Genomic DNA, 21,246 nt, shown 5'->3' on the forward strand with positions numbered 1-21,246 from the left:
CCCACCGACGGTGAGCCGCGCCAGGACCCGGCTCGGTCAGTCGGCCCGGTCGGGCACCTCGGCGGGCGCGGGCAGGTCGACCAACCGGGCCAGTGCGGCCCGGTGCCGGTCGGTGGTGCCGAAGGCGACGGCGGCACTCTTGGCCCGCTTGAGGTACAGGTGCGCCGGGTGCTCCCAGGTGAACCCGAGCCCGCCGTGCAGCTGGACGCAGACCTCGGCGGCCCGCACCGCCACCGGAGCGCAGTACGCCTGCGCCAGCGCGGCCGCCAGCGACGCCTCCGGATGGCCGGCGGCGAGGCGGTCGGCCGCGTGGCGAGCCACCGCCCGCGCCTCGGTGATCTCCACCCACAGGTCGGCCAGCCGGTGCTTGACCGCCTGGAACGAACCGATCGGGCGGCCGAACTGCCGGCGGTCCCGCACGTGTGCGACCGTCGCGTCCAGACACCACTGCGCCAGGCCGACCTGCTCGGAGGCGAGCAGCGCCGCGCCGGCGGTCAGCGCGGCCGACACCGCCCGGGCCGCCATAGGGCCGGCGGCGACCAGCCGGGCCGGCGCACCGGTGAACGCCACGTCGGCCAGCGGCCGGGTGGCGTCGAGCGACACCACGGGGGTCAACCGCACCCCCCGGTCGGCCGCGTTCACGGCGTACAGCCCGTCGCCGGCCGGCACCAGCAGGACGTCGCCGGCCAGCGCGTCGGCCACACCGGTCACCGTGCCGGTCAGCACCGGACCCGGCGCCACCGTGACCGGTCGGGGTGCGGCGTCCGGCGCGGTGGCGAGGCAGACCGCCAGGGCCACGTCCCGCTCCCCGGTGGCCAGCTGGCCGAGCAACTCGCGCTCGCCGCAGGCCAGCAACGCCCGGGTGGCCACCACCACGCCCAGGAACGGCACCGGCGCGACCGCCCTACCCAGCTCCTCCAGCACCACCGCGACCTCGCGGAAGCCGGCCCCGGCTCCGCCGTACTCGACGGGTACGGCCAGGCCGGTCACGCCGAGCTGGTCGACCAGCCGGGTCCACAGTGCCGCGTCGTAGGGCTCGCCGTCGTCGAGGCGGGCCAGGGTCCGCTGCCACGGGGCGTGCGCCGCCAGCAGCGCCCGCACGGTGTCGCGCAGGGCCTCCTCGTCGGAGTCGTAGAGCAGGTCGCTCATTTGTCCACCCGGGGTTCGGCGGGCAGCCCGAGCACCCGCTCCGCGATGACGGTGCGCAGGATCTCCGAGGTGCCGCCCTCGATGGAGTTGCCCCGGGCCCGTAGGTAGCGGAAGGTGGCGGTGCGGCCGAGCAGGTCGGGTTCCGTCGGGCGGCGCATCGTCCAGTCGTCGTACCGCAGCCCTTCGGCGCCGAGCAGCTCCACCTCCAGTCCACTGATCCGCTGGCTGAGTTCGGCGAAGGAGAGCTTCACCGCCGAGCCCTCGGGGCCGGGCTGACCGGCGGCGACCAGCTGGCGCAGACGCAGCGCGGCGAGTCGGGCCGCCTCGGCGCGTACCCACGAGCGCAACACCTCCTCGTGCAGGCCCGCGGTACGCAGCTCGGGCCGCTCCCGCCAGAGCCGCGCCAGCACGCCGACCATGCCGCCCTCGCGGGGCAACGGTCGCCCGCCGATCGCGACGCGCTCGTTCATCAGGGTGGTGCGGGCGATCTGCCAGCCCTCCCCCACCGCGCCGACCCGCTGGTCGTCCGGCACCCGGACACCGGTCAGGAAGACCTCGTTGAACTCCGCCTCGCCGGTGAGCTGGCGCAGCGGGCGTACCTGTACCCCCGGTGCGGTCATGTCGCAGACGAAGTAGGTGATGCCGCGATGCTTGGCCGCGGCCGGGTCGGTGCGGGCCAGCAGGATCGCCCAGCGCGCCTCGTGGGCCATCGACGTCCACACCTTCTGACCGTCGACCACCCAGTCGGCGCCGTCACGGACCGCCCGGGTACGCAGGCTGGCCAGGTCGGATCCGGCGTCGGGCTCGCTGAACAGCTGGCACCACACCTCCTCGCCGGTCCACAACGGCCGCAGCCAACGTCGGCACTGCGCCTCGGTGGCGTGTCGCAGCAGGGTCGGCGCGGCCATGCCGAGGCCGATGCTGTTGCGCCGGGGGCGGTTGTCCGGCGCGCCCGCCTCGGCGAAGGCCGCGTCGGTGACCGCCTGCAGCTGCGGCGGCGCGCCCAGGCCACCGTGCCCGGGCGGGTGGTGCACCCAGGCCAGCCCGGCGTCGAACCGGGCCCGCAGGAAACCGACCCGGTCGCCGCGCGGGTCGTGGGTACGCAGGAACGCGGCGACCAGCCCCCGCAGCTGGTCGGCGGTGTGCTCGGACACTCGCCACCTCCAATCTAGTTGCACTGACAATGCAATATAGTGCCGCCGGTCCTCGGGACGGAAGACCGGCGGCCGGACGCTCCGGGGGTGGCCGCCGACGCGACCACCCCCGGGCGACGTCAGTGCGGGCAGGTGTTGCGGTACTCCTCGACGGCCAGGCCGCTCGGACCCGGGCAGAGGAACTGCTCGTAGCGGGTGTCGTCGTCGACGAACCGCTTCAGCCAGGCGACCATCTGCTTACCGGTCGGCGTGTTGACCGTGTTCGGGAAGAAGTGGCTCGCGTTGTTCAGCTCCAGGTACGCCTTCTCCGCCGACGCCGGGATGCTGTTGTAGAACGGCACGGAGTGCGACGAGACCGGCGCGACGCTGTCACTCTCGCCGCCGATGATCAGCGTCGGCACCCGCAGGCTCGACCAGTTCTTGCTCAGGTTCCACGGCGCCAACGGCACGGCGGCCTGCAACGACGGGCGGCTCGCGGCGGCCTCCAGGCTGCCGCCGCCGCCCATCGAGTGGCCGGCCACGGCGAGCCGACCGGCGTCGACCCGGCCGCGCACGGAGCTGCGCTCGGTCAGGTAGTCCAGCGCGGCCAGCAGCTGCCGGCCCCGGCTGGCCGGCTGGTCGAGGCGGCTGTTGGTGTCGATGCCGATCACCACGAAGCCGTGCGAGGCGATCCGCGGGCCGAGCCAGTCCATGCTCGACCAGGAGGCGGTGTAGCCGGGCGAGATGGCGACGGCGCCGAAGGTGCCCTCGCTGGTGGTGGTCGGGTAGTAGATGACGCCGCCGCCGAAGCCGCTGACCAGCGACGAGACGTTCGTGGAGGAGGTCGCGAAGGGGCCGCGGCTGGCCTCCAGGACCGCGTTGGTCGGCGCCGGTCCGCGCTCGTACGGGTTGGCGGCCTGGGCGGGGGACGAGGTGGCGACGACGCCGCCGGTGGCCAGCACGGCGGCCATCGCCAGTCGGGCCACGAGGGACACGGAACGGGGACGGGTGGTGGTGGGTGATCGCACGTCGGTACTCCCTTTGCGTTGGAGCTGTATCGACTGCGATCAGTGTTTGTGCTGGTCCACCGGCGGCGCATCGGCAAAATCACCAGTCACCGGTGCCGCCGGTGGAGCGGTTCGGCTCCACCGGCGGCCCGGGGCTACCTCACCGGGTGGTGCAGAGCGTGCCGTTGAGCCGGAACGCGATCGGCGGCACGTTCGGCCCGCTGTACGCCCCGACGAAACCCGCGCTCGTACTCCCGCCGGCCGGGATCTGGCGGTTGTCGTCGGTGCCGGTGACCCGCACGGCGGTGCCGACCTGTTCCCAGTTCGCGCTCCAGCCGCTGCTCACCTGCTGCCAGGTCGTCGGCCAGGTCCAGGTCAGCGTCCAGCCGGTGATCGGCTCGGCCCCGTTGTTGACGATGTCGACGCTGGCCACGTAGCCGTTGCCCCAGTCCGTGGTGCTGGTGAAGCGGATGGCGCAGGTGCTGGTGGCCGGGCTGCCGGTGGTGAAGGTGAGCGGCGGGGAGGCCCAGGAGACCCGGCCCGCGGTGTCCCGGGTCAGCACGTTGACCGTGTACCTGCTGCCGGGGTCGAGGTTGCCGACGGTGAACGAGGTGCCCGAGGTCTCGCCGAGTTGCTCGCTGACCGCGCCGTGCTGGCGGTACACCTCGTACTTGGCGATCGGGCTGGCGCCCCGGGTGGCCGCCGGCCAGGAGATCGTCGCGCCCCGGTCGGTGACGTCGCTGGCGGCCGGTTGGCCGGGCGCACCGGGCTGACCGGCGGCCGTGGCGGCCGGGCGTACCACCAACGTGGTCAGCGAGTACGGCGGCAGGGTCCGGCTGGTCGCGCTGCCACTGCGGCCGCTGGTGATGGCGGTGGCGCCGTTGGTGTGGGCGTGCACCGTCGGCGCCTCGGCCGACGGGGTGAAACCGGCGTAGTCGATGGTGACCGGGTGCGCGTTGTCCGGATCCTTGTTCACCAGCAGCACCGCGACCTCTCCGGTGGAGCGACGGACGGCGTGCGCGGTGACCAGCGGCTCGTTCGTGGCGGCACGGATGAACTGGTCGCCGGTGTGCGCGAAGCGGCTCATCATGGACAGTCCGTGGTAGGCCGCGAACGGCGTGTTCAGCGGCGGCTCGCAGACCGAACCGTCCGAGGTGCAGGTGCCGCTGGAGAGCATGCCGAAGTCGCCGTAGTCGGTCTGCCCCGCCACGGTCGACACCGTGCCGATGCCGTTGCGGACGTTCCACCAGTGGACGGTGAAGACCCCGTTGGCCAGCAGCCCGCTGTAGGCGTCGGCCAGGAACAGCGCCGCCGGCTGGCTCGTCATGCCCGAGGAGGTGACGTTCACCTCGGTGAGGCTGATGCCGATGCGTGAGGCGTTCGACCCGGCGTACCGGGTCAGCTGCTGCCGGAGCAGGTGGACCGCGTCGGTGATGTGGCTGGTCCGGGGCAGCGACTCGGCTGCGCTGCCCCCCGGGTACCAGTGCACGTCGACGAAGTCGATCTTCGGGCCGGCGATTTCGAGCACGGTCTGGTTCCAGGGGCCCGGGTCGGCACCGGCGGTCAGGGCGTCCGGCCAGTTCGCCGGCATGGTCAGCACCGCGCCGACCTTGATGGTGGGGTCGACCGCCTTCATCGCGTCGGCGTAGTCGACCACCAGGTTCGCGTAGTAGGTGGCGCTCTTGTCGGGGTGGTGGTCGGCCTCCCAGGCCGATCCATAGTGGCCGTTTCCGTAGTTCTCGTTGCCGACGGTCCAGTACCGGGCGTCGTAGCCCTTCGTCACGTTGGCGTACCGCACCCACTCGGCCGCCTCCTCCGGCGTGCCGGTGCCGTAGTTCGCGATGATCATCGGCTGGGCTCCCGCCCGGCGGGCGCCGGCCATGAAGGTGTCGAAGTCGGTGTCCGGGGCCACGTAGCCGCCGGGCGCGGTGTGGTCGCGCCAGTGGTAGATGTCGGCGTACGAGCCGCCCGGGTAACGCATCATCTGGACGCCGGCCGCACGCAGCAGGTCCGACGTCTCGACGGTGCCCAGCTGCGAGTCCCAGATGGCGTGGTTGACGCCGAGCGCGGTGTCGGGCACGGTGGCCAGCCCGGCCCGGGTATTCACCGTCACGGTCACCGGCGCGGTCGCCGCGCCGACGCTGGGTTGGTCGATTCCGACCAGCGCCGCCGTGGCGAGCAGCAGGCTGGCCACGAGTGCCGCCCGGCCAGGCCGGGAGAGCCGCAGCGGCGGGGTGGGGAGTCGAACACCGTACCTGTTCGAGATCGTCATGGTTGTCCTTCGTTGATCACGGCGGAGATCCGCCGGCCCCCGAGCCCTGGTGGAACGGGCTCGGGGGCCGGCGGACACAGGAGACAGCTCCGGTCACCTACCGTCGTCCCCCGGAACCGTGACGGTCCCGGTTGCCCATCGGGCGACGGTCACTCACGCGCGACAACGCATCGACACATTGACACCATCGACGCATCAGAATCCCACAGCATCCCGCGCCGACTCAACGGTCCGTTCCGCCATTGCGTCGAACTTTAGTAAAGTTTGTGAACAATAGATGTTACTATCACCGCCATCGATGGCGATCCTGCCGTCGACGTCCCGCTCCCACGGAAGGAGTGATTCACATGTCGAAACTGCGCGCCCTGGCCGCGCTCGCGGCGCTGACGCTCGCCGGCGCGCTGCTGGCGGTCATCCCGTCGACCGCCGCCTCCGCCGCCACCTGCGCCACGCCGTGGCAGTCCTCGGCGGTCTACACCGGAGGCATGCAGGTCTCCCACAACGGCCGCAACTATCAGGCGAGGTGGTGGACCCAGAGCGAGGCCCCGCCCGGCAGCACCGGGGTCTGGCAGGATCTCGGCGCCTGCGGCGGCGGCAGCACACCGCCGCCCTCGAGCGGCACCTGCAACCACCCGAACTGGGTCGCCGGCACCTGGTACCCGGCCGGCAGCATCGTGCGATACACCAACGGCCAGTACTACATCGCCGAGCACGACAATCCCGGCTACGACCCGATCGTCAGCACCTGGTACTGGAACCCGTACACCTGCTCGGGCACGCCGCCCACCAGCAGCCCACCGCCCAGCAATCCCGGCTCCTTCGTGGTCAGCGAGGCCCAGTTCAACCAGATGTTCCCGGGCCGAAACTCCTTCTACACCTACTCCGGGCTGGTCTCGGCGCTCGGTGCCTACCCCGCGTTCGCCCGCACCGGCAGCGCCACCGTGCAGCGGCAGGAGGCCGCCGCCTTCCTTGCCAACGCGTACCACGAGACCGGCGGTCTGGTGCACATCGTGGAGCAGAACACCGCGAACTACCCGCACTACTGCGACGGTGGCCAGCCGTACGGCTGCCCGGCCGGCCAGGCCGCCTACTACGGGCGCGGGCCGATCCAGCTGAGCTGGAACTTCAACTACAACGCGGCCGGCATCGCCCTCGGGCTGCCGCTGCTGACCAACCCCTGGTTGGTGCAGAACGACGCCGCCGTGGCCTGGAAGACGGCGATCTGGTACTGGATGACGCAGAACGGCCCCGGCACGATGACCGCGCACAGCGCGATGGTCAACAGCGCCGGATTCGGTCAGACCATCCGCAGCATCAACGGCTCGATCGAGTGCAACGGCGGCAACCCCGGCCAGGTGCAGAGTCGGGTCACCCGGTACCAGCAGTTCGTGGGCATCCTCGGGGTGCCCGCCGGAGCGAACCTCTACTGCTGATCCCTCGGTCCGGCGCCGCCAAGACCCTGACGGCGCCGGACCGGTCAGCCCACCTTCGGGGTGGCCCGGTCGATGATCGCGGCGAAGTCGACCCCGGCCGGCAGCGTCCCGTACGCGTGCCCCCGGTCCTCGGCCAGCCGGGAGGCGCAGAAGGCGTCGGCGACCGCCGGATGGCCGTGGCGCACCAGTAGTGCGCCCTGCAGCACCAGGGCCAACTGCTCGACCACCCGCCGGGCCCGCACCTCCACCTCGGCCGGGTCGGCCAGCGCGGCCTGGACCTGGCGGACGGCGGCGTCGAGCCGTGGATCAGCGCCCGCAGCGGCGTCGACCTCGGCGTGGAACGCCGCCACCACCTCGGGCTGACCGGCCAACGCGCGCAGCACATCCAGCGCCGCCACATTGCCGGAGCCCTCCCAGATGGAGTTCAGCGGCGACTCCCGGAACAGCCGCGGCATGCCGGACTCCTCGACGTAACCGTTGCCCCCCAGGCACTCCAGGGCCTCGGCGGCGTGGCCCGGCCAGCGCTTGCAGACCCAGTACTTGCCGACGGCGAGGGCGATCCGCTTGAACGCGGTCTCCCCCGCGTCGCCCCGGGCGGACCGGTCCGTCGCCCCGGCCAGGCGCATCATCAGCACGGTCGCGGCCTCGGACTCCACCGCCAGGTCGGCCAGCACGTTACGCATCAACGGCTGGTCGGCCAGGTACCGGCCGAAGGCCTGGCGGTGAGCAGCGTGGTGGGCGGCGGTGATCACGCCCTGACGCATGCCCGCCGCCGCGCCGATCACGCAGTCCAGCCGGGTCAGGTTGACCATGTCGATGATGGTGCGGACGCCCCGGCCCTCGTCGCCGACGCGCCAGGCGACCGCGTCGTCGTACTCGACCTCCGCGGAGGCGTTGGAGCGGTTGCCGAGCTTGTCCTTCAGCCGCATCAGCCGCATCGGGTTGCCGGTGCCGTCGGGCAGCACCCGTGGGACCAGGAAGCAGGTGAGCCCGCCCGGCGCCTGGGCGAGGGTGAGGAAGACGTCGCACATCGGCGCGGAGGTGAACCACTTGTGCCCGACAAGCCGGTAGCTGCCGTCGGGCTGGGCACGCGCGACGGTGGTGTTGGCCCGCACGTCCGAGCCGCCCTGCTTCTCCGTCATCGACATGCCCGCCAGCAACCCCCGCTTGGTCAGCGGCACCCGCAACCCGAAGTCGTACGTCTTGGCGGTGAGCAGCGGCTCGTAGCGCTCGGCCAACTCGGGGGCGTGCCGCAGCGCCGGCACCGCCGCGTACGTCATCGAGATCGGGCAGCCGTGCCCGGCATCGGGGCGCCAGGTGTAGAACTTGGCGGCCCGAGCGACGTGCGCCCCGACCCGCTCGTCGGCCCAGGGCGCGGCGTGCAGGCCGTAACCCACGGCGATCCGGATCAGCTCGTGCCAGGAGGGGTGGAACTCCACCTCGTCGACGCGGTGGCCGTAGCGGTCGTGAGTGCGCAGCACGGGCGGGTGCTCGTTGGCCAGCCGGCCGTGCTCCGCGGCCTGCTCGGTGCCGGCCAGCCGACCGAGCTCGTGCAGCTCCGCGGCGGCCCAGCCGGCTCCCTCGCGGGCCAGCCCGTCGAGCAACGCCTCCTCGTCCGCCGTGTCATGGCCGACCAGCGGTGGTACCTGGTTGAACACCTGGTGTGTGGTCACGGCGAAACTCCCAGTGCGCGGTGGATGAAGGTGGTCAGGCCGCCGATGGTGTCCGGGCCGGCGACGCCGGCGGCCAGCGGGCCCACCAACGCCTCGGCCAGGGCACCGACCACGGCGGTGGAGGCCAGCTCGGGATCCTGCGGCGGCAGTTCACCGCTGGCCACACCGCCGGCGATGTAGCCGGCGAGCAGCGCGGCGTGGGCGCGTCGGAAGACCAGCCGCTGCGTCTCGACCGCCGGGTCGACCGGTTCGACGAGCAGCGCGTACGCCAGTCGCGGAGACTGCAGGGCCCGGCCGGAGAAGGTCTCGACGACCGCCCGGATCCGCTCGGCGGCGGTGCTCTCCCGGGCGGCGGCCCGGGCCACCGCGTCCACCTCACGCTGACTGGCGGCGCGGAACACCTCGGCGAACAGGTCGGCCTTGGCGGGAAAGTGGCGGTACACGGTGCCGGTCGCCAGGCCGGCACGTTCGGCGACGGCGGCGACCGAGCAGCCGGCGTAGCCGTGTTCGGCCAGAATGCCGATCGCGGCGGCCACGATGCGCTCCCGCGAGGCGGTCAGCCGCGCCTTCACCCGCTCCGTGCTCCGGTATGCCACGCAAGAATTGAACCATCATTCATTTCTTATCGGCAAGGCTCCGCCCGGCGGCAAGGACCTGCCCGCTCCGCGCGGATCGCCGCTCAGCACAGCGGCTTGGCGAACCAGTGGTGGGCGTAAGGGTTGTCGTTGTAGCGCGGGATCTCGTGGTAGCCCTCGGCGCGGTAGAGCCGCATCGCCTCGGTGAGGGTGCGGTTGGTGTCGAGGCGCACGCTGGTGGCGCCGGCCGCCGCGGCGTGCCGCTCCAACTCGCCGAGCAGGCGACGTCCGACGCCGAGCCCGCGTACCGAGGCCGACACCCAGAGGCGCTTGATCTCGGCGGGCTCGCCCGGGGGCAACCGCAGCGCGCCACAGCCCACCGCCTCGGTCGAGACGGTGGCGACCAGGAAGAGGCCGGCCGGAGGCACGAGTTCCTGTTCGTCGACGCCACCACGACTGAGGTCGAAGCCGACGTCGAACCGCTTGGCGAGTTCCCGCGCGTACGCCCGCAGGCAGGCGCGGGCGCGAGGCTCACCGGGATGGCAGGGACCGATGGTGACCAGCGATGCCATCAGCAGGCGCTCGACCTCGGCCATGGCGGAGGTGAGCCGGGCACGCTGACCGTCGGTGAGCGGCGCGAGGACCGACCAGGCCAGCTCGTCGGACCTGCCGTCCAGCAGGTGCCACTCGACGCGGCCGGCGTCGGTGAGGCGGACGGTCCGCACCCGCCCGTCGGACTCGCCGGGCCCCACCACGACGAGCCCCGCGCCCTCCAAGGTCCGCAGCAGCCGGCTGAGGTAACCCGCGTCGAGATCCAGCCGGGTCCGCAGGGCCGCGACTTCGGCGCCCGCCGGGCCGATCTCCCACAGCAGACGTGACTGTGCCAACGGTCGGTCACGGGCGAGGTAGCTGTCGTCCAGCGCGCCGACACGCTGGGTCACGGTGCGGTTGAAGCGCCGTACCGTCTCGACCATTCCGCGATCCATGATTGCTGACTTTAGTCAGCCATTTCGGGATCCGGTAGTGGACACCGCCGCGCCGGACGGAGAATGTCAGCCGCTGCGGGCAGGATCGGGTGCGCTGACAACGACGGTCCGAAGGAGCCGACATGCGCAGGATCATCAACTCGACGTACATCAGCCTCGACGGCGTCATCGACGAACCCGCCTGGACGATGCCCTACTTCGACGACGAGGCCGCCGCCTTCGCCGGGGAGCAGACTGCCGTGGCCGACGCCCTGTTGATGGGCCGGCGGACGTACGAAGGCTTCGCCGCCGCCTGGCCCACCCGCGACGAGAGCGACCCGAGCACCGGCGCGGCCTACTTCAACAACGTCAGGAAGTACGTCGCGTCGACCACCCTTGTCGATCCGGAGTGGCGTAACAGCGAGGTGCTCAAGGGCGACCTGGTCGAGGCCGTCACCGCGCTCAAGGCCCAGCCGGGCGGTGACATCCTGATGTACGGCTACGGCGTGGTCACCCAGGCCCTGGTCAAGGCGGGCCTGGTGGACGAGGTCCGCTTCTGGATCCATCCGGTCATCGTCGGCGGGCCGTCGCTCTCCGCGGCGCTGGCCGATCCGCGCACCACCCTGGCGCTGGTCGGCACGCGGGTCTTCGCCAGCGGCGTCATCGTCGCGACCTACGCACCGACCACCGGCTAGCCGGCCGCGGATCGGCTAGCCGGCCGCGGATCGGCGAGGCGAGCAATCCGGTGACTCGGCGACAGACCCGGTCCGCCGGGTCACCGGCGCAGGGCGGACGAGGTCAGGGCCACCATTGCGGTCGCCGCCAGCACCCCCGCGCAGGCGTACAGCACCGCCGCGGCACCGACGATTCCGGCGAGCGAGCCGAGCGCGTTGGTCGTCAGCAGCAGTGCCAGACTCTGCACGAGGACGAGCACGGACTGCACCCGGCCCAGGTGCGTGACCGGCGCGGCAGCCAGGATCAGCGGGCCGACGTGGGTGGCGAAGAGTCCGGAGCCGGCACCGAGGACCACCCCGGCGCCGACCGCCGCCAGCGGCCAGTCGCCGACGACCAGTACCGTCGACCCGCCCGCGAACAGCAGGGCGACGCCGACGGCGGCCACCAGCAACCCGGCGGCAGCCGCCACGCCCGGGCGGGACAACGCACCGCGTACCAGCACGGTCACCGCGACGGTGACGGTGCCCAGCGCCACCGCCGCGACGACCGCACCGGCAACCTGCGACGACCACCCCTGCTCCCGGCCCAGCAGCGGCACGAGCAGCGAGGGGACCGGCAGGAGAAAGCCCGCCGCGACACCGGTGACCAGCAGCGCCGGCCGCAGCGTGCGGTGCCGCCAGGCAAGGCGTAGCCCGTCCAGCGCGGTCCGCCAGACCGGGCGGGTCGGCTCCGTCCGGTCGCCCGCCGACCGGGCCGCCTCCGTCGATTCGAGGCCGTCCCCGCGCGGACGCAGGGCCACCAGGACGCACAGCATCACCAGGAAGGTCGCGGCGTTGGCCAGGGCCACCCCGGCCAGCCCGGTCGCGACCAGGATCAGGCTGCCCACCGGCGGTCCGGCGAACAGGGCCAGCTGCCCGGCCAGGTGACGGGCAGACATCGCGCGGGCGAGGGCGACGGGCGGCACCAGGCGCCGGGGCATCGAGCCCGTGCTCGGCAGGTAGAACGCGTCGACGATCCCGATGGCCAGGGCGGTGAGCAGCAGGGGCAACCGTGGGTCGGTCGACGACCAGGCGGCGTTGGCCAGCGCCACCATCACCACGACCATCGCCGTGTCCGAGCCGACCATGACCGGCCAGGCGCCGACCCGGTCGGCAACCGCCCCACCCACCAGGAGCAGGAGCACCCGGGGCAGTGTTATCCCGGTCAGCACCAGCGCGGCGAAGCTGCCCCCCTGCCCCGCCGCGACCCAGCCCATCGCGAAGGCCATGGCCTGCGCACCGACCAGACTCACCGCCGTGCCACCGAGCCAGGCCCAGTACCTGCCCGGCACTTCCGACCGGGTTGCAGTCGCCACCACAATGGCCCCCCGCCCACCGCGGGCCGGCGGGCGCCGGCCGGTCTCGCGTCCGGAGGACTCTCCGACCTCCACCGGGTCGAGAGTCAAGCTCCGACGATGCGGTGCTGCGTCGGACGCCCCGAGCCGGCCGGCCTGGAGCAGCGGTCGCGATTGCGGAGGAACATTGCGGGCCCGTTTCGGTCTGACGACGTACCGGAAACCCAGGGGTTGCGCGGCCCGCGAGGGTGCCGCTATGTTAGCGATAACATAGATGATACGTCATATCATCGACCAACCTACCACCACCGCGCGTGGCGCCCCGTCCCCGCACGCCGCGCGTCCGCCGGGGCGTGGCCGTCCGCCGGGGCGCACCGGCTCGGCCGCGCCGCGACACGCGCCACCGGTCGGCCCGTGCCCGGCAATTCATCAGCCCCGAATCCAGGAGGCCGTCATGCCGTACCCGTCCCTCAATCGTCGGCACGTACTCCAAGCCGCTGGCGCGGCGGTCGTCGCCACCGCCGTCGGCCCCCACCTCGTCGGCGGCTCCGCCGGCGCGGCGATCCCCCCGGCCCGGCCCGACATCGGCGTCTCCGCCTATGCGTTCGACATGGGGCAGGTGCGGTTGACCGCGAGCCGCTGGCTCGACAACCAGAACCGAACCCTGAACTATCTGCGCTTCGTCGACGTCAACCGGCTGCTCTACAACTTCCGCGCCAACCACCGCCTCTCCACCGGCGGGGCCGCGGCGACCGGTGGCTGGGAAGCACCGAACTTCCCCTTCCGCACCCACTCTCAGGGGCATTTCCTGACCGCCTGGTCGCACATGTGGGCCGTGCTCGGCGACACCAACTGCCGCGACAAGGCCAACGTGATGGTGGCCGAGCTGGCCAAGTGCCAGGCCAACAACGCGGCGGCCGGCTTCAACACGGGGTATCTCTGCGGCTACCCCGAATCCGATTTCACCGCCCTGGAAGCCCGCACGCTCAACAACGGCAACGTGCCGTACTACACCATCCACAAGACCATGACCGGGCTGCTCGACGTGTGGCGGCACATCGGCAACACCCAGGCACGCGACGTCCTGCTGGCGCTCGCCGGCTGGGTCGACTGGCGCACCGGCCGGCTCACCTCGGCCCAGATGCAGGCCATGCTGGGCACCGAGTTCGGCGGGATGAACGCGGTGCTGACCGACCTGTACCAGCAGACCGGCGACGCCCGCTGGCTGACCGCCGCCCAGCGCTTCGACCATGCCGCCGTCTTCAACCCCCTCGCCGCCAACTCCGACCAACTCAACGGCCTGCACGCCAACACCCAGATCCCGAAGTGGATCGGGGCGGCCCGGGAGTTCAAGGCCACCGGCACCACCCGCTACCGCGACATCGCCGGCAACGCCTGGAACCTGACCGTCAACACCCGCACCTATGCGATCGGCGGCAACAGCCAGGCCGAACACTTCCGGGCCCCCAACGCCATCGCCGGATACCTGCGCAACGACACCTGCGAGCACTGCAACACCTACAACATGCTCAAGCTGACCCGGGAGCTGTGGCTGCTCGACCCGAACCGGACGGCATTCTTCGACTTCTACGAGCGGGCCCTGCTCAACCACCTCGTCGGGGCACAGAACCCGGCCGACAACCACGGGCACATCACCTACTTCACGCCCCTACAGGCCGGCGGCCGGCGCGGGGTGGGGCCGGCCTGGGGTGGCGGTACCTGGAGCACCGACTACAACTCCTTCTGGTGCTGCCAGGGCACCGGGCTGGAGAGCAACACCACGCTGATGGATTCGATCTACTTCCACAACGGCACCACGCTGACGGTGAACCTGTTCATGCCGTCGGTGCTCGACTGGTCGCAGCGCGGCATCACGGTCACCCAGACCACCAGCTACCCGGCCAGCGACACCACGACCCTCACCGTCGCCGGCAGCGTCGGCGGGTCGTGGACCATGCGGATCCGCATTCCCAGCTGGACGCAGGGCGCCACGGTCAGCGTCAACGGAACAGCGCAGAACATAGCCACCACGCCGGGCACGTACGCCGCCCTCACCCGCTCCTGGAGCCCGGGCGACACCGTCACCGTACGCCTGCCGATGCGGGTGATCGTGTCGCCCGCCAACGACGACCCGAACGTCGTGGCGCTCACCTACGGCCCGGCGGTGCTCTCCGGCAACTACGGCAACACCGCGCTGTCGGCGCTGCCCGCCCTGGCCACCACATCGGTCACCCGGACCAGCAGCTCAGCACTCGCTTTCACCGCCACCGCCAACGGCGCCACGGTCAACCTGATCCCCTTCTACGACGCGCACGGGCACAACTACACCGTCTACTGGAGCGCCGGCGGCCAGACCGGCCCCGCCGGTGCCACGTTCCGGCTCGTCAACTCCGCCACCGGCCAGGTGCTCGGCATCGAGAACATGTCCACCGCCGACGGCGCCCCGGCCCTGCAGTGGGGCGACACCGGCACCCTGGACCACGACTGGCAGCTGGTCGTCGACGGCAGCACGGTGAAGCTCCGCAACGCCAACAGCGCCAAGGTGCTCGGCGTACAGAACATGTCCACCGCCGACAACGCACAGGTCGTGCAGTGGTCGGACACCGGCACCGCCGACCATCGATGGACGATCGTCGACGTGGGCGACGGTTCCCAGAAGATCCGCAACGGGCACACCGGCAAGCTGCTCGCCATTCTCAACGGCTCCACCGCCCAGGGTGCCCGGGTGGTGCAGGATCCCGACAACGGTACGCCGGACAACCAGTGGCGGTTCGTACCCAACGGGGCCCGCCGGATCCAGAACCTGGCCACCGGTCTCGTGCTCGGGGTGCAGAACATGTCCACCACCGATGGCGGCCTCGTGATCCAGTGGGGCGACACCGGCACGGCGGACCACCTCTGGACCGCGATCGTGGACGGCAACGGGTATCTGCGGCTGCGCAACTCGCACAGCGGGAAGGTGCTGGGTGTGGAGAACGGCGGCAGCGGCAACGGCGCCCGAGTGGTGCAGTGGGCCGACAACGGTGCGGCCAGCAACCGCTGGCGGTTGCGGTACGGGGCCAACGGCTACTTCCGGATCCAGTCCGCCAACGGCGGACGGGTCCTCGGCGTGAACGGAGCCTCGTCCAGCCAGGGCACCCAGATCGTGATCTGGGACGACAACGGCGCGAGCGACCACCGCTGGCGGTTCATCTAGTCGACCCGGTAACCGGGTGGCGGCCCGGTGTGGCAGGCGGATCGACCGTCTGCGGCACCGGGCCGACCCGTCTGGCCCACACATCGCCGCTGTCACGGCTCATCGGCTCGTCTCGCGACAGCCTTCACATCAATCGGTATCACTTGAGCATGTTATCGATAACATGCTAGCTTCGGGCCAAGGAGCAACGGGCACGCTCCTGTTCGAGGTCGCCGGCCATCCGGCCGACGCGGGGTGTCAACCGAAACCGCCGCCGACCGGCGACCTGTCCGGGCCAGAGCCGCGAGGAGCCGCGCGTAACCAACCGCGCGGAGGGCACCCTCGACGGCCGGCACCACCGATCCGCCTCGAGGCAACCGGCTGTCCCGAGCGGGCGGACACACCACAGATCTCACTGGCATCGACGTGCCACGTCGCCGCGTCGGCCTGGCACCGCCGTGCCCAGATCGTCCGCCGTCGCGTCCCCGCAACGTGCCGTACCACCCCAGAAAGGTCCAGTCATGAATCTCAGCTCCAACACCGGCGATTCGCCGAGAATCCGGCCGCGTACCGTCCTGCTGTCCCTCGCCGCCGGTGCGGCGCTGCTCGCCCCGATCGCGCTGATCGCGCCGGCCGCCAACGCCGCCGCCACCACGCTGGGTGCCGCAGCGGCCCAGAGCGGCCGCTACTTCGGCGCGGCGGTCGCGGCCAACAGACTTTCCGACAGCCAGTACGCCACCATCCTCAACCGCGAGTTCAACTCGGTGGTGGCCGAGAACGAGATGAAGTGGGACGCCACCGAACCGCAGCAGGGCGTCTTCAACTTCACCAACGGGGACCGGATCGTCAACCACGCCAGTTCCCGTGGCATGTCGGTGCGCGGCCACGCCCTGCTGTGGCACGCCCAGCAGCCCGGTTGGGCGCAGAACATGTCCGGCAGCGCGCTGCGCAACGCCGCGATCAACCACGTCACCAGGGTCGCCAGCTACTACCGCGGCAAGATCCACTCGTGGGACGTGGTGAACGAGGCGTTCGCCGACGGCGGCAGCGGCGGCCGGCGTGACTCGAACCTGCAGCGCACCGGCAACGACTGGATCGAAGCCGCGTTCCGGGCGGCCCGCGCCGCCGATCCCGGCGCCAAGCTCTGCTACAACGACTACAACACCGACGGGATCAACGCGAAGTCCACCGGCATATACAACATGGTGCGTGACTTCAAGGCCCGCGGCGTGCCGATCGACTGCGTCGGCTTCCAGTCCCACCTGGGCACCACGCTCGCCAGCGACTACCAGGCGAACCTGCAACGCTTCGCCGATCTCGGCATCGACGTGCAGATCACCGAGCTCGACGTCGAGCAGGGTGGCAACCAGGCCAGCATCTACGAGCGGGTGACCCGCGCCTGCCTCGCCGTGACCCGCTGCACCGGCATCACCGTCTGGGGGGTGCGCGACAGCGACTCGTGGCGCAGCGACAACCCGCTGCTCTTCGACCGCAGCGGCAACAAGAAGGCCGCGTACAACTCGGTGCTCAACGCGTTGAACAGCGTCTCCGGACCCACCCCGACCAACCCGCCGCCGACCACGACCCCACCCCCGACCGGTGGCGCCTGCACGGCCTCGGTGTCGCTGAACTCGTGGAACGGGGGCTTCGTGGCCACCGTGCGGGTGGTCGCCGGCTCGTCGGCGATCCGCGGCTGGACGGTGCGGATCACGCTGCCCTCCGGCTCGGCGGTCACCGGCACCTGGAACGCCCAGGCCAGCGGCGGTACCGGGACGGTGGCGTTCAGCAATGTGAGCTACAACGGCCAGGTCAGCGCGGGAGGTAACACGGAGTTCGGCTTCCAGGGCACCGGTGTCGGCCCGTCCGGCACCCCGACCTGCACCGCCAGCTGATCCGAGAGACGGACGTGCCCGGCCCGGCAACCCCGGGCCGGGCACCCGGCCTCGGGGCGGACAGCGACGGAGCCGCAGCGGTCGACTCAGCGACGGGGCGGCGGGCCGACGCTCTGACGGGGCACCAGGGACGGCGCGATGGTCTCACGCAACGCGCCGCCGCTGGCCGACCCGATCTGGGCCAGCAGCATCGCCAGGCTCGCCCGGGCCACCGCGCCGAAGTCCGGTCGCACGGTGGTCAGCGGCGGGATGAAGTAGGCGGCCTCGGGGACGTCGTCGAAGCCGACCACGCTGATGTCGTCGGGTACCCGGCGGCCGTGCTCGTGCAGCGCTCGCAGCACCCCGAGGGCCAGGTGATCGTTGGCGGTGAAGACCGCGGTGACGTCGGGCATCCGGGCCAGCATCTGGCCGCACCGGTAGCCGGCCGCGGCAGACCAGTCCGCCGGTACCAACGGCGGTATCTCCGCTCCGGCCGCGAGCAACGCCGCCCGCCAGCCCTCGATACGGCCGGCGCTGTCGAACCAGTCGGACGGCCCGGACACGTGCCAGACCGTGCGGTGGCCGGCGTCGAGCAGGTGCTGGGTGGCGGCCCGGGCACCGGCGGTCTGGTCGACCGTCACCAGCGGCATCGGCCGGCGGGGATCCCCGTCGACGGTGACCAGTGGGACGTCCTTCGGTAGCCGCTCCAGCGCCTCGCCGGCCGACTCCACCGGAGCGATCACGACGATGCCGGCGACCCGGTGTGCCAGATGCCGCTCGACCGACGCGGAGATCGAACGGTGATCGAGATCCCGCACGCTGCCCACGCTGACCGCGAAACCCGCCTCGGCGGCGGTCTGCTCCAGCGCGGCCAGCAGCGACGCCGGACCGTAGAGGGTGGTGTTCTGGGCGACCACGCCGATCACCTGCGATCGACCGGTGACCAACGCGCGGGCCGCCCGGTTCGGCCGGTAGCCCAGCTCGGCGATGGCAGCCTGGACCCGCAACCGCGTCTGCTCACGCACGTTGGGGTGACCGTTGAGCACTCGCGACACCGTCTGGTGAGAGACACCAGCGAGGCGGGCCACGTCCGTCATCGCAGGATCGCGTACGGCCATCTCACACTCCCCGCATGCCCGTCGGTCGCCGCTGCCCGTCGACGCTGACTGGCACGGCCTGGATAGAGAGAACCCCTCGCGCGGCGCCCACACCGGCCCGTGCCGACCGGGTGGAGAGCGCTAGATCACGCACAGTCTACGCCAGCGCCGTCTCCGGACGCCGGGAGGTCAAGGACGTGTGCCGGATGTCGGTCTCGTCATCGATAACGATTGACAAAGATGATCTGGCCGCACCGTTGGCCGTGGCGGAGGCCGGGCCACCGCCACACCCGTGGGGTCCGGCCGCAGCGTACGGACGGACCCCGTCCAGGCGTACGCGGGTGGCGCCCGGTCCATCACCGGGCACCACCCGCGGGTCACCGGAGTACGGTGACCTCCGCCCCGGCGGGCGGCGCTGCCGGAGGTGAGCGCCGCACCCGCTCCGAGGTTCGCGTGATCAGCAGGATCACGGCGTGGTCAACTCGAAGCGTCGCACTGTCACCGCGCCGCCCAGTGCCTGGGTGGCGTGGTTGAAGATGGCGAACCGGTATCCCATGAAGAACGTCCAGTTGTTGTTGAGCGTCAGGGCGTTGCCCAACGAGACGAAGTTGACTCCGTCGGTGCTGTACGAGAAGCGTGCCTGCCGGCCGCTGCCCGGTCTGATGTCGGCGTTGGCCCGCAACCAGATCCGCCCCCCGGAGACCGCCGCGCTGGCGATCTCGCTGCCCGTACTGGTGGTGTCCCAGTTGTTGCTGCCCATGGTCAGGCCGTTGGTCATCACCACCCGGGTGGCCCCGTTGTCCCGCCGGACGCCGATCCAGGCCGAGGCGTCCCGCAGCATGGCCAGCCCGGTACGGTCACCGTCGCGCATCGTGGAGTAGTCGAGCTCGATCGTCGCGGTCGAGGTCGGCCCCTGGATGCGGTGGGTCACCGTGTTGCGTGCCCGGTAGAGGTCGTTGGTGACGGTCGCGGTCTGCAGGCGCAGCCCGTTGCTGACCGACCACCGGCTGTTGTCCGGGTTGTGGTTCCACTCCCACTGCGGGCCCAGGGTGGTGCCGGCGAAGGTGTCGGCACCGGTGAGGGGCTTGACCGGCCGCAGCGGCAACGGGTTGGGGTAGTTGACGCCCCAGGCGCCGTTGACCGTCTGCACCTGCGGCCAGCCGTCGGCGGTCCAGGTGATGGGTGCCAGCGTCGGCATCCGGCCACCCGGGTAGGCATCGGTGAACGCCATGTAGTACCAGGCGCCGTTCTGGGTCTGCACCAGGCCGCCCTGGTGGGGCACCCCGCCGCCGGAGATCGGGCCCTGCATGTTGAGCAGCACCTGTCGCTGCTCGTACGGGCCGAACGGACCGTTGGTGGACTTCAGCACGTACTGGCCGTTGGCGGGGCGGGTCAGCCAGATGTAGTAGGCGCCGTTGCGCTTGTAGAAGCGCGCCCCTTCCAGGGTGCCGATGCTCGACGGCGTCTGGTACACCTGCTGGGCCCGCACCTGGGTGCGTCCGTCCGCCGACAGCTGCGCCACGCTGATGGTGCCGTTGCCGTACGCGACGTACATGGTGTCGTTGTCGTCGATCAACAGGCCGGCGTCGTAGTAGCAGTTGGGAATGGTGGCGTGCCGGCTCCAGGTGCCGTCGACGGAAGACGCGGTGTAGATGTGTGTCTGGGCGAAGTCGATGCACCCGGCCCAGTAGTACGTCTGGTTGCTCTGCCGGTAGTTCAGGGTCGAGGCCCAGATGCCGTCCACGTACGCATGCTGCCCACTGCCCATGTCGTACTTGGTGCCGAAGTCCAGTCGTGGCACCGAGTGCCCGGCGAACTCCCAGTTCACCAGGTCGTACGAGCGCAGCACCGGCGCGCCCGGCGAGTAGTGCATGGTCGAGGCGGACATGTAGTAGACGTCGCCGACCCGGATGATGTCGACGTCGGCGAAGTCCTGCCAGACCACCGGGTTGGTGAAGTTGCCACCGGGGTTGCCCGGGGTGCCGGCGTCACCGACCCGGACCAGTTGCCACTGCTGGTTGTTGCCGCCCCAGTCGTCGTACTGCACGATGTTGCCGCCGTCGGCGGTGGAAGCGTTCTGCACCTCCACCACCTTGTTGCTGTTCCGGTTGATCAACCGCACGTACCCGCCGGCCGAGTCCGCCAGCCGGAACTGCTGATTCGTTCCGTTGCCGTCGGCCCACTGAACGATGCTGGCACCGTTGGCGGTGGAGAAGTTGTAGACGTCCAGCACCTTGCCCGAGTGCCGTGACTTCAGCCGGTAGTAGCCGCCGCCGGAGTCGACGAACTGCCACTGCTGCTGGTTGCCGTTGTTCCGGGCCCACTGGGTGATCCGCGCCCCGTCGTTGGTGGCCAGGTTGTACACGTCCAACGCCTTGCCGCTGTTGCGGTTCAACAAGACGTACCAGGCATTCGTGTCCACCGTCGCGGCCGACGCCGGTGACGGCGCCACCGCCACGAGGGTGCCACCCACCACCAGCGCCGCGGCCGCGGCGGCGACCCGCGACAACCACCCGCGCCGCCGCGGCAGGGCCCACGAGACCTCGCCTGAGGTAGCCATGATCCTCCTTACCAAGCTGTTGAGAAGCCGAACGATCACACGGGACGGTCGCTACTGCGGCGGGTTCCCCCGAGCAAGATGTGATCGCTAACAACAGCACCCCGCCCAGGGGAAAGCCACGCGATCATGCTTTTCGAAGAGACGCGCTAGGGCCCGGCAGCCACAGATATCGTCCGTCTTCACTGTCGACTGTGAGCGATAACACGCCGTTAGTCAAGACGTAACATCGACGACTTCCACTGCGTGACGGGAGAGCTCCCACGGCCCGGTCAGAGCCGGCCTGGCGCAGCTGAACCAGCGGGGTGGGAACACGCTACGGCCACTGCCC

The 21,246-nt window shown here is 71.1% G+C and carries 14 protein-coding genes; 4 read left to right on the forward strand and 10 right to left on the reverse strand.

Annotated elements, in window-relative coordinates; all coding sequences use genetic code 11:
• Positions 1-36: 36 nt before the first annotated feature.
• From BMY89_RS06180 to BMY89_RS06195, 4 genes are all read right to left on the reverse strand, one after another.
• Positions 37-1,149 (reverse strand): acyl-CoA dehydrogenase family protein, encoded by a 1,113-nt coding sequence (locus tag BMY89_RS06180; protein ID WP_092376307.1) that lies wholly within the window; start codon positions 1,147-1,149, stop codon positions 37-39.
• Positions 1,146-2,303, reverse strand: coding sequence for an acyl-CoA dehydrogenase family protein (locus BMY89_RS06185; protein ID WP_092376310.1), 1,158 nt, complete (start codon positions 2,301-2,303; stop codon positions 1,146-1,148). Before BMY89_RS06185 ends, BMY89_RS06180 begins: the two co-directional genes overlap by 4 nt.
• 119 nt (positions 2,304-2,422) lie before the next feature.
• Positions 2,423-3,253 (reverse strand): alpha/beta hydrolase family protein, encoded by an 831-nt coding sequence (locus tag BMY89_RS06190; protein ID WP_092377453.1) that lies wholly within the window; start codon positions 3,251-3,253, stop codon positions 2,423-2,425.
• Positions 3,254-3,449: 196 nt separating this feature from the next.
• Complete coding sequence (locus BMY89_RS06195; RefSeq protein ID WP_092376313.1) at positions 3,450-5,561, reverse strand: cellulose binding domain-containing protein; 2,112 nt, start codon at positions 5,559-5,561, stop codon at positions 3,450-3,452.
• Between the two features lie 347 nt (positions 5,562-5,908).
• On the opposite strand from BMY89_RS06195, the gene BMY89_RS06200 reads away from it, so the two are divergent.
• A complete protein-coding gene (locus BMY89_RS06200) occupies positions 5,909-6,994 on the forward strand; it encodes a glycoside hydrolase family 19 protein (RefSeq protein ID WP_092376317.1) in 1,086 nt (361 codons plus the stop codon).
• 44 nt (positions 6,995-7,038) lie between these two features.
• Here BMY89_RS06200 and BMY89_RS06205 read toward each other — a convergent pair whose 3' ends face one another.
• From BMY89_RS06205 to BMY89_RS06215, 3 genes are all read right to left on the reverse strand, one after another.
• On the reverse strand, positions 7,039-8,667 hold the full coding sequence (locus BMY89_RS06205) for an acyl-CoA dehydrogenase family protein (protein ID WP_092376320.1): 1,629 nt from the start codon (positions 8,665-8,667) through the stop codon (positions 7,039-7,041).
• Positions 8,664-9,263, reverse strand: coding sequence for a TetR/AcrR family transcriptional regulator (locus tag BMY89_RS06210; protein WP_092376323.1), 600 nt, complete (start codon positions 9,261-9,263; stop codon positions 8,664-8,666). The genes BMY89_RS06205 and BMY89_RS06210 overlap by 4 nt, the downstream gene beginning before the upstream one ends.
• Positions 9,264-9,346: 83 nt before the next feature.
• Positions 9,347-10,228, reverse strand: a complete 882-nt coding sequence (locus tag BMY89_RS06215) for a bifunctional helix-turn-helix transcriptional regulator/GNAT family N-acetyltransferase (RefSeq protein ID WP_092376326.1) — start codon at positions 10,226-10,228, stop codon at positions 9,347-9,349.
• A gap of 122 nt (positions 10,229-10,350) precedes the next feature.
• On the opposite strand from BMY89_RS06215, the gene BMY89_RS06220 reads away from it, so the two are divergent.
• A complete protein-coding gene (locus BMY89_RS06220) occupies positions 10,351-10,902 on the forward strand; it encodes a dihydrofolate reductase family protein (protein ID WP_092376329.1) in 552 nt (183 codons plus the stop codon).
• 80 nt (positions 10,903-10,982) lie between these two features.
• Here BMY89_RS06220 and BMY89_RS06225 read toward each other — a convergent pair whose 3' ends face one another.
• The gene (locus BMY89_RS06225; RefSeq protein WP_232521086.1) at positions 10,983-12,236 is read right to left on the reverse strand and encodes an MFS transporter; all 1,254 of its coding nucleotides are present in this window, start codon (positions 12,234-12,236) and stop codon (positions 10,983-10,985) included.
• 433 nt (positions 12,237-12,669) lie between these two features.
• Between BMY89_RS06225 and BMY89_RS06230 the strand changes: the two genes are divergently transcribed.
• Together BMY89_RS06230 and BMY89_RS06235 are read left to right on the forward strand one after the other, a co-directional pair.
• Entirely contained in the window at positions 12,670-15,411 is a 2,742-nt protein-coding gene (locus BMY89_RS06230) for a beta-L-arabinofuranosidase domain-containing protein (RefSeq protein ID WP_092376335.1), read from the forward strand.
• A 500-nt stretch (positions 15,412-15,911) separates the two neighbouring features.
• On the forward strand, positions 15,912-17,282 hold the full coding sequence (locus tag BMY89_RS06235; protein ID WP_092376338.1) for a glycoside hydrolase family 10 protein: 1,371 nt from the start codon (positions 15,912-15,914) through the stop codon (positions 17,280-17,282).
• 86 nt (positions 17,283-17,368) lie between these two features.
• Here the strand turns inward: BMY89_RS06235 and BMY89_RS06240 are convergent, their stop codons facing one another.
• Both BMY89_RS06240 and BMY89_RS06245 read right to left on the reverse strand, forming a co-directional pair.
• On the reverse strand, positions 17,369-18,358 hold the full coding sequence (locus BMY89_RS06240; protein WP_198413983.1) for a LacI family DNA-binding transcriptional regulator: 990 nt from the start codon (positions 18,356-18,358) through the stop codon (positions 17,369-17,371).
• 466 nt (positions 18,359-18,824) lie between these two features.
• Positions 18,825-20,918 (reverse strand): family 43 glycosylhydrolase, encoded by a 2,094-nt coding sequence (locus tag BMY89_RS06245; RefSeq protein ID WP_092376345.1) that lies wholly within the window; start codon positions 20,916-20,918, stop codon positions 18,825-18,827.
• Positions 20,919-21,246 lie beyond the last annotated feature (328 nt).

This window comes from Micromonospora phaseoli, from assembly GCF_900109115.1.
In the GTDB taxonomy this organism is placed as follows: domain Bacteria; phylum Actinomycetota; class Actinomycetes; order Mycobacteriales; family Micromonosporaceae; genus Micromonospora; species Micromonospora phaseoli.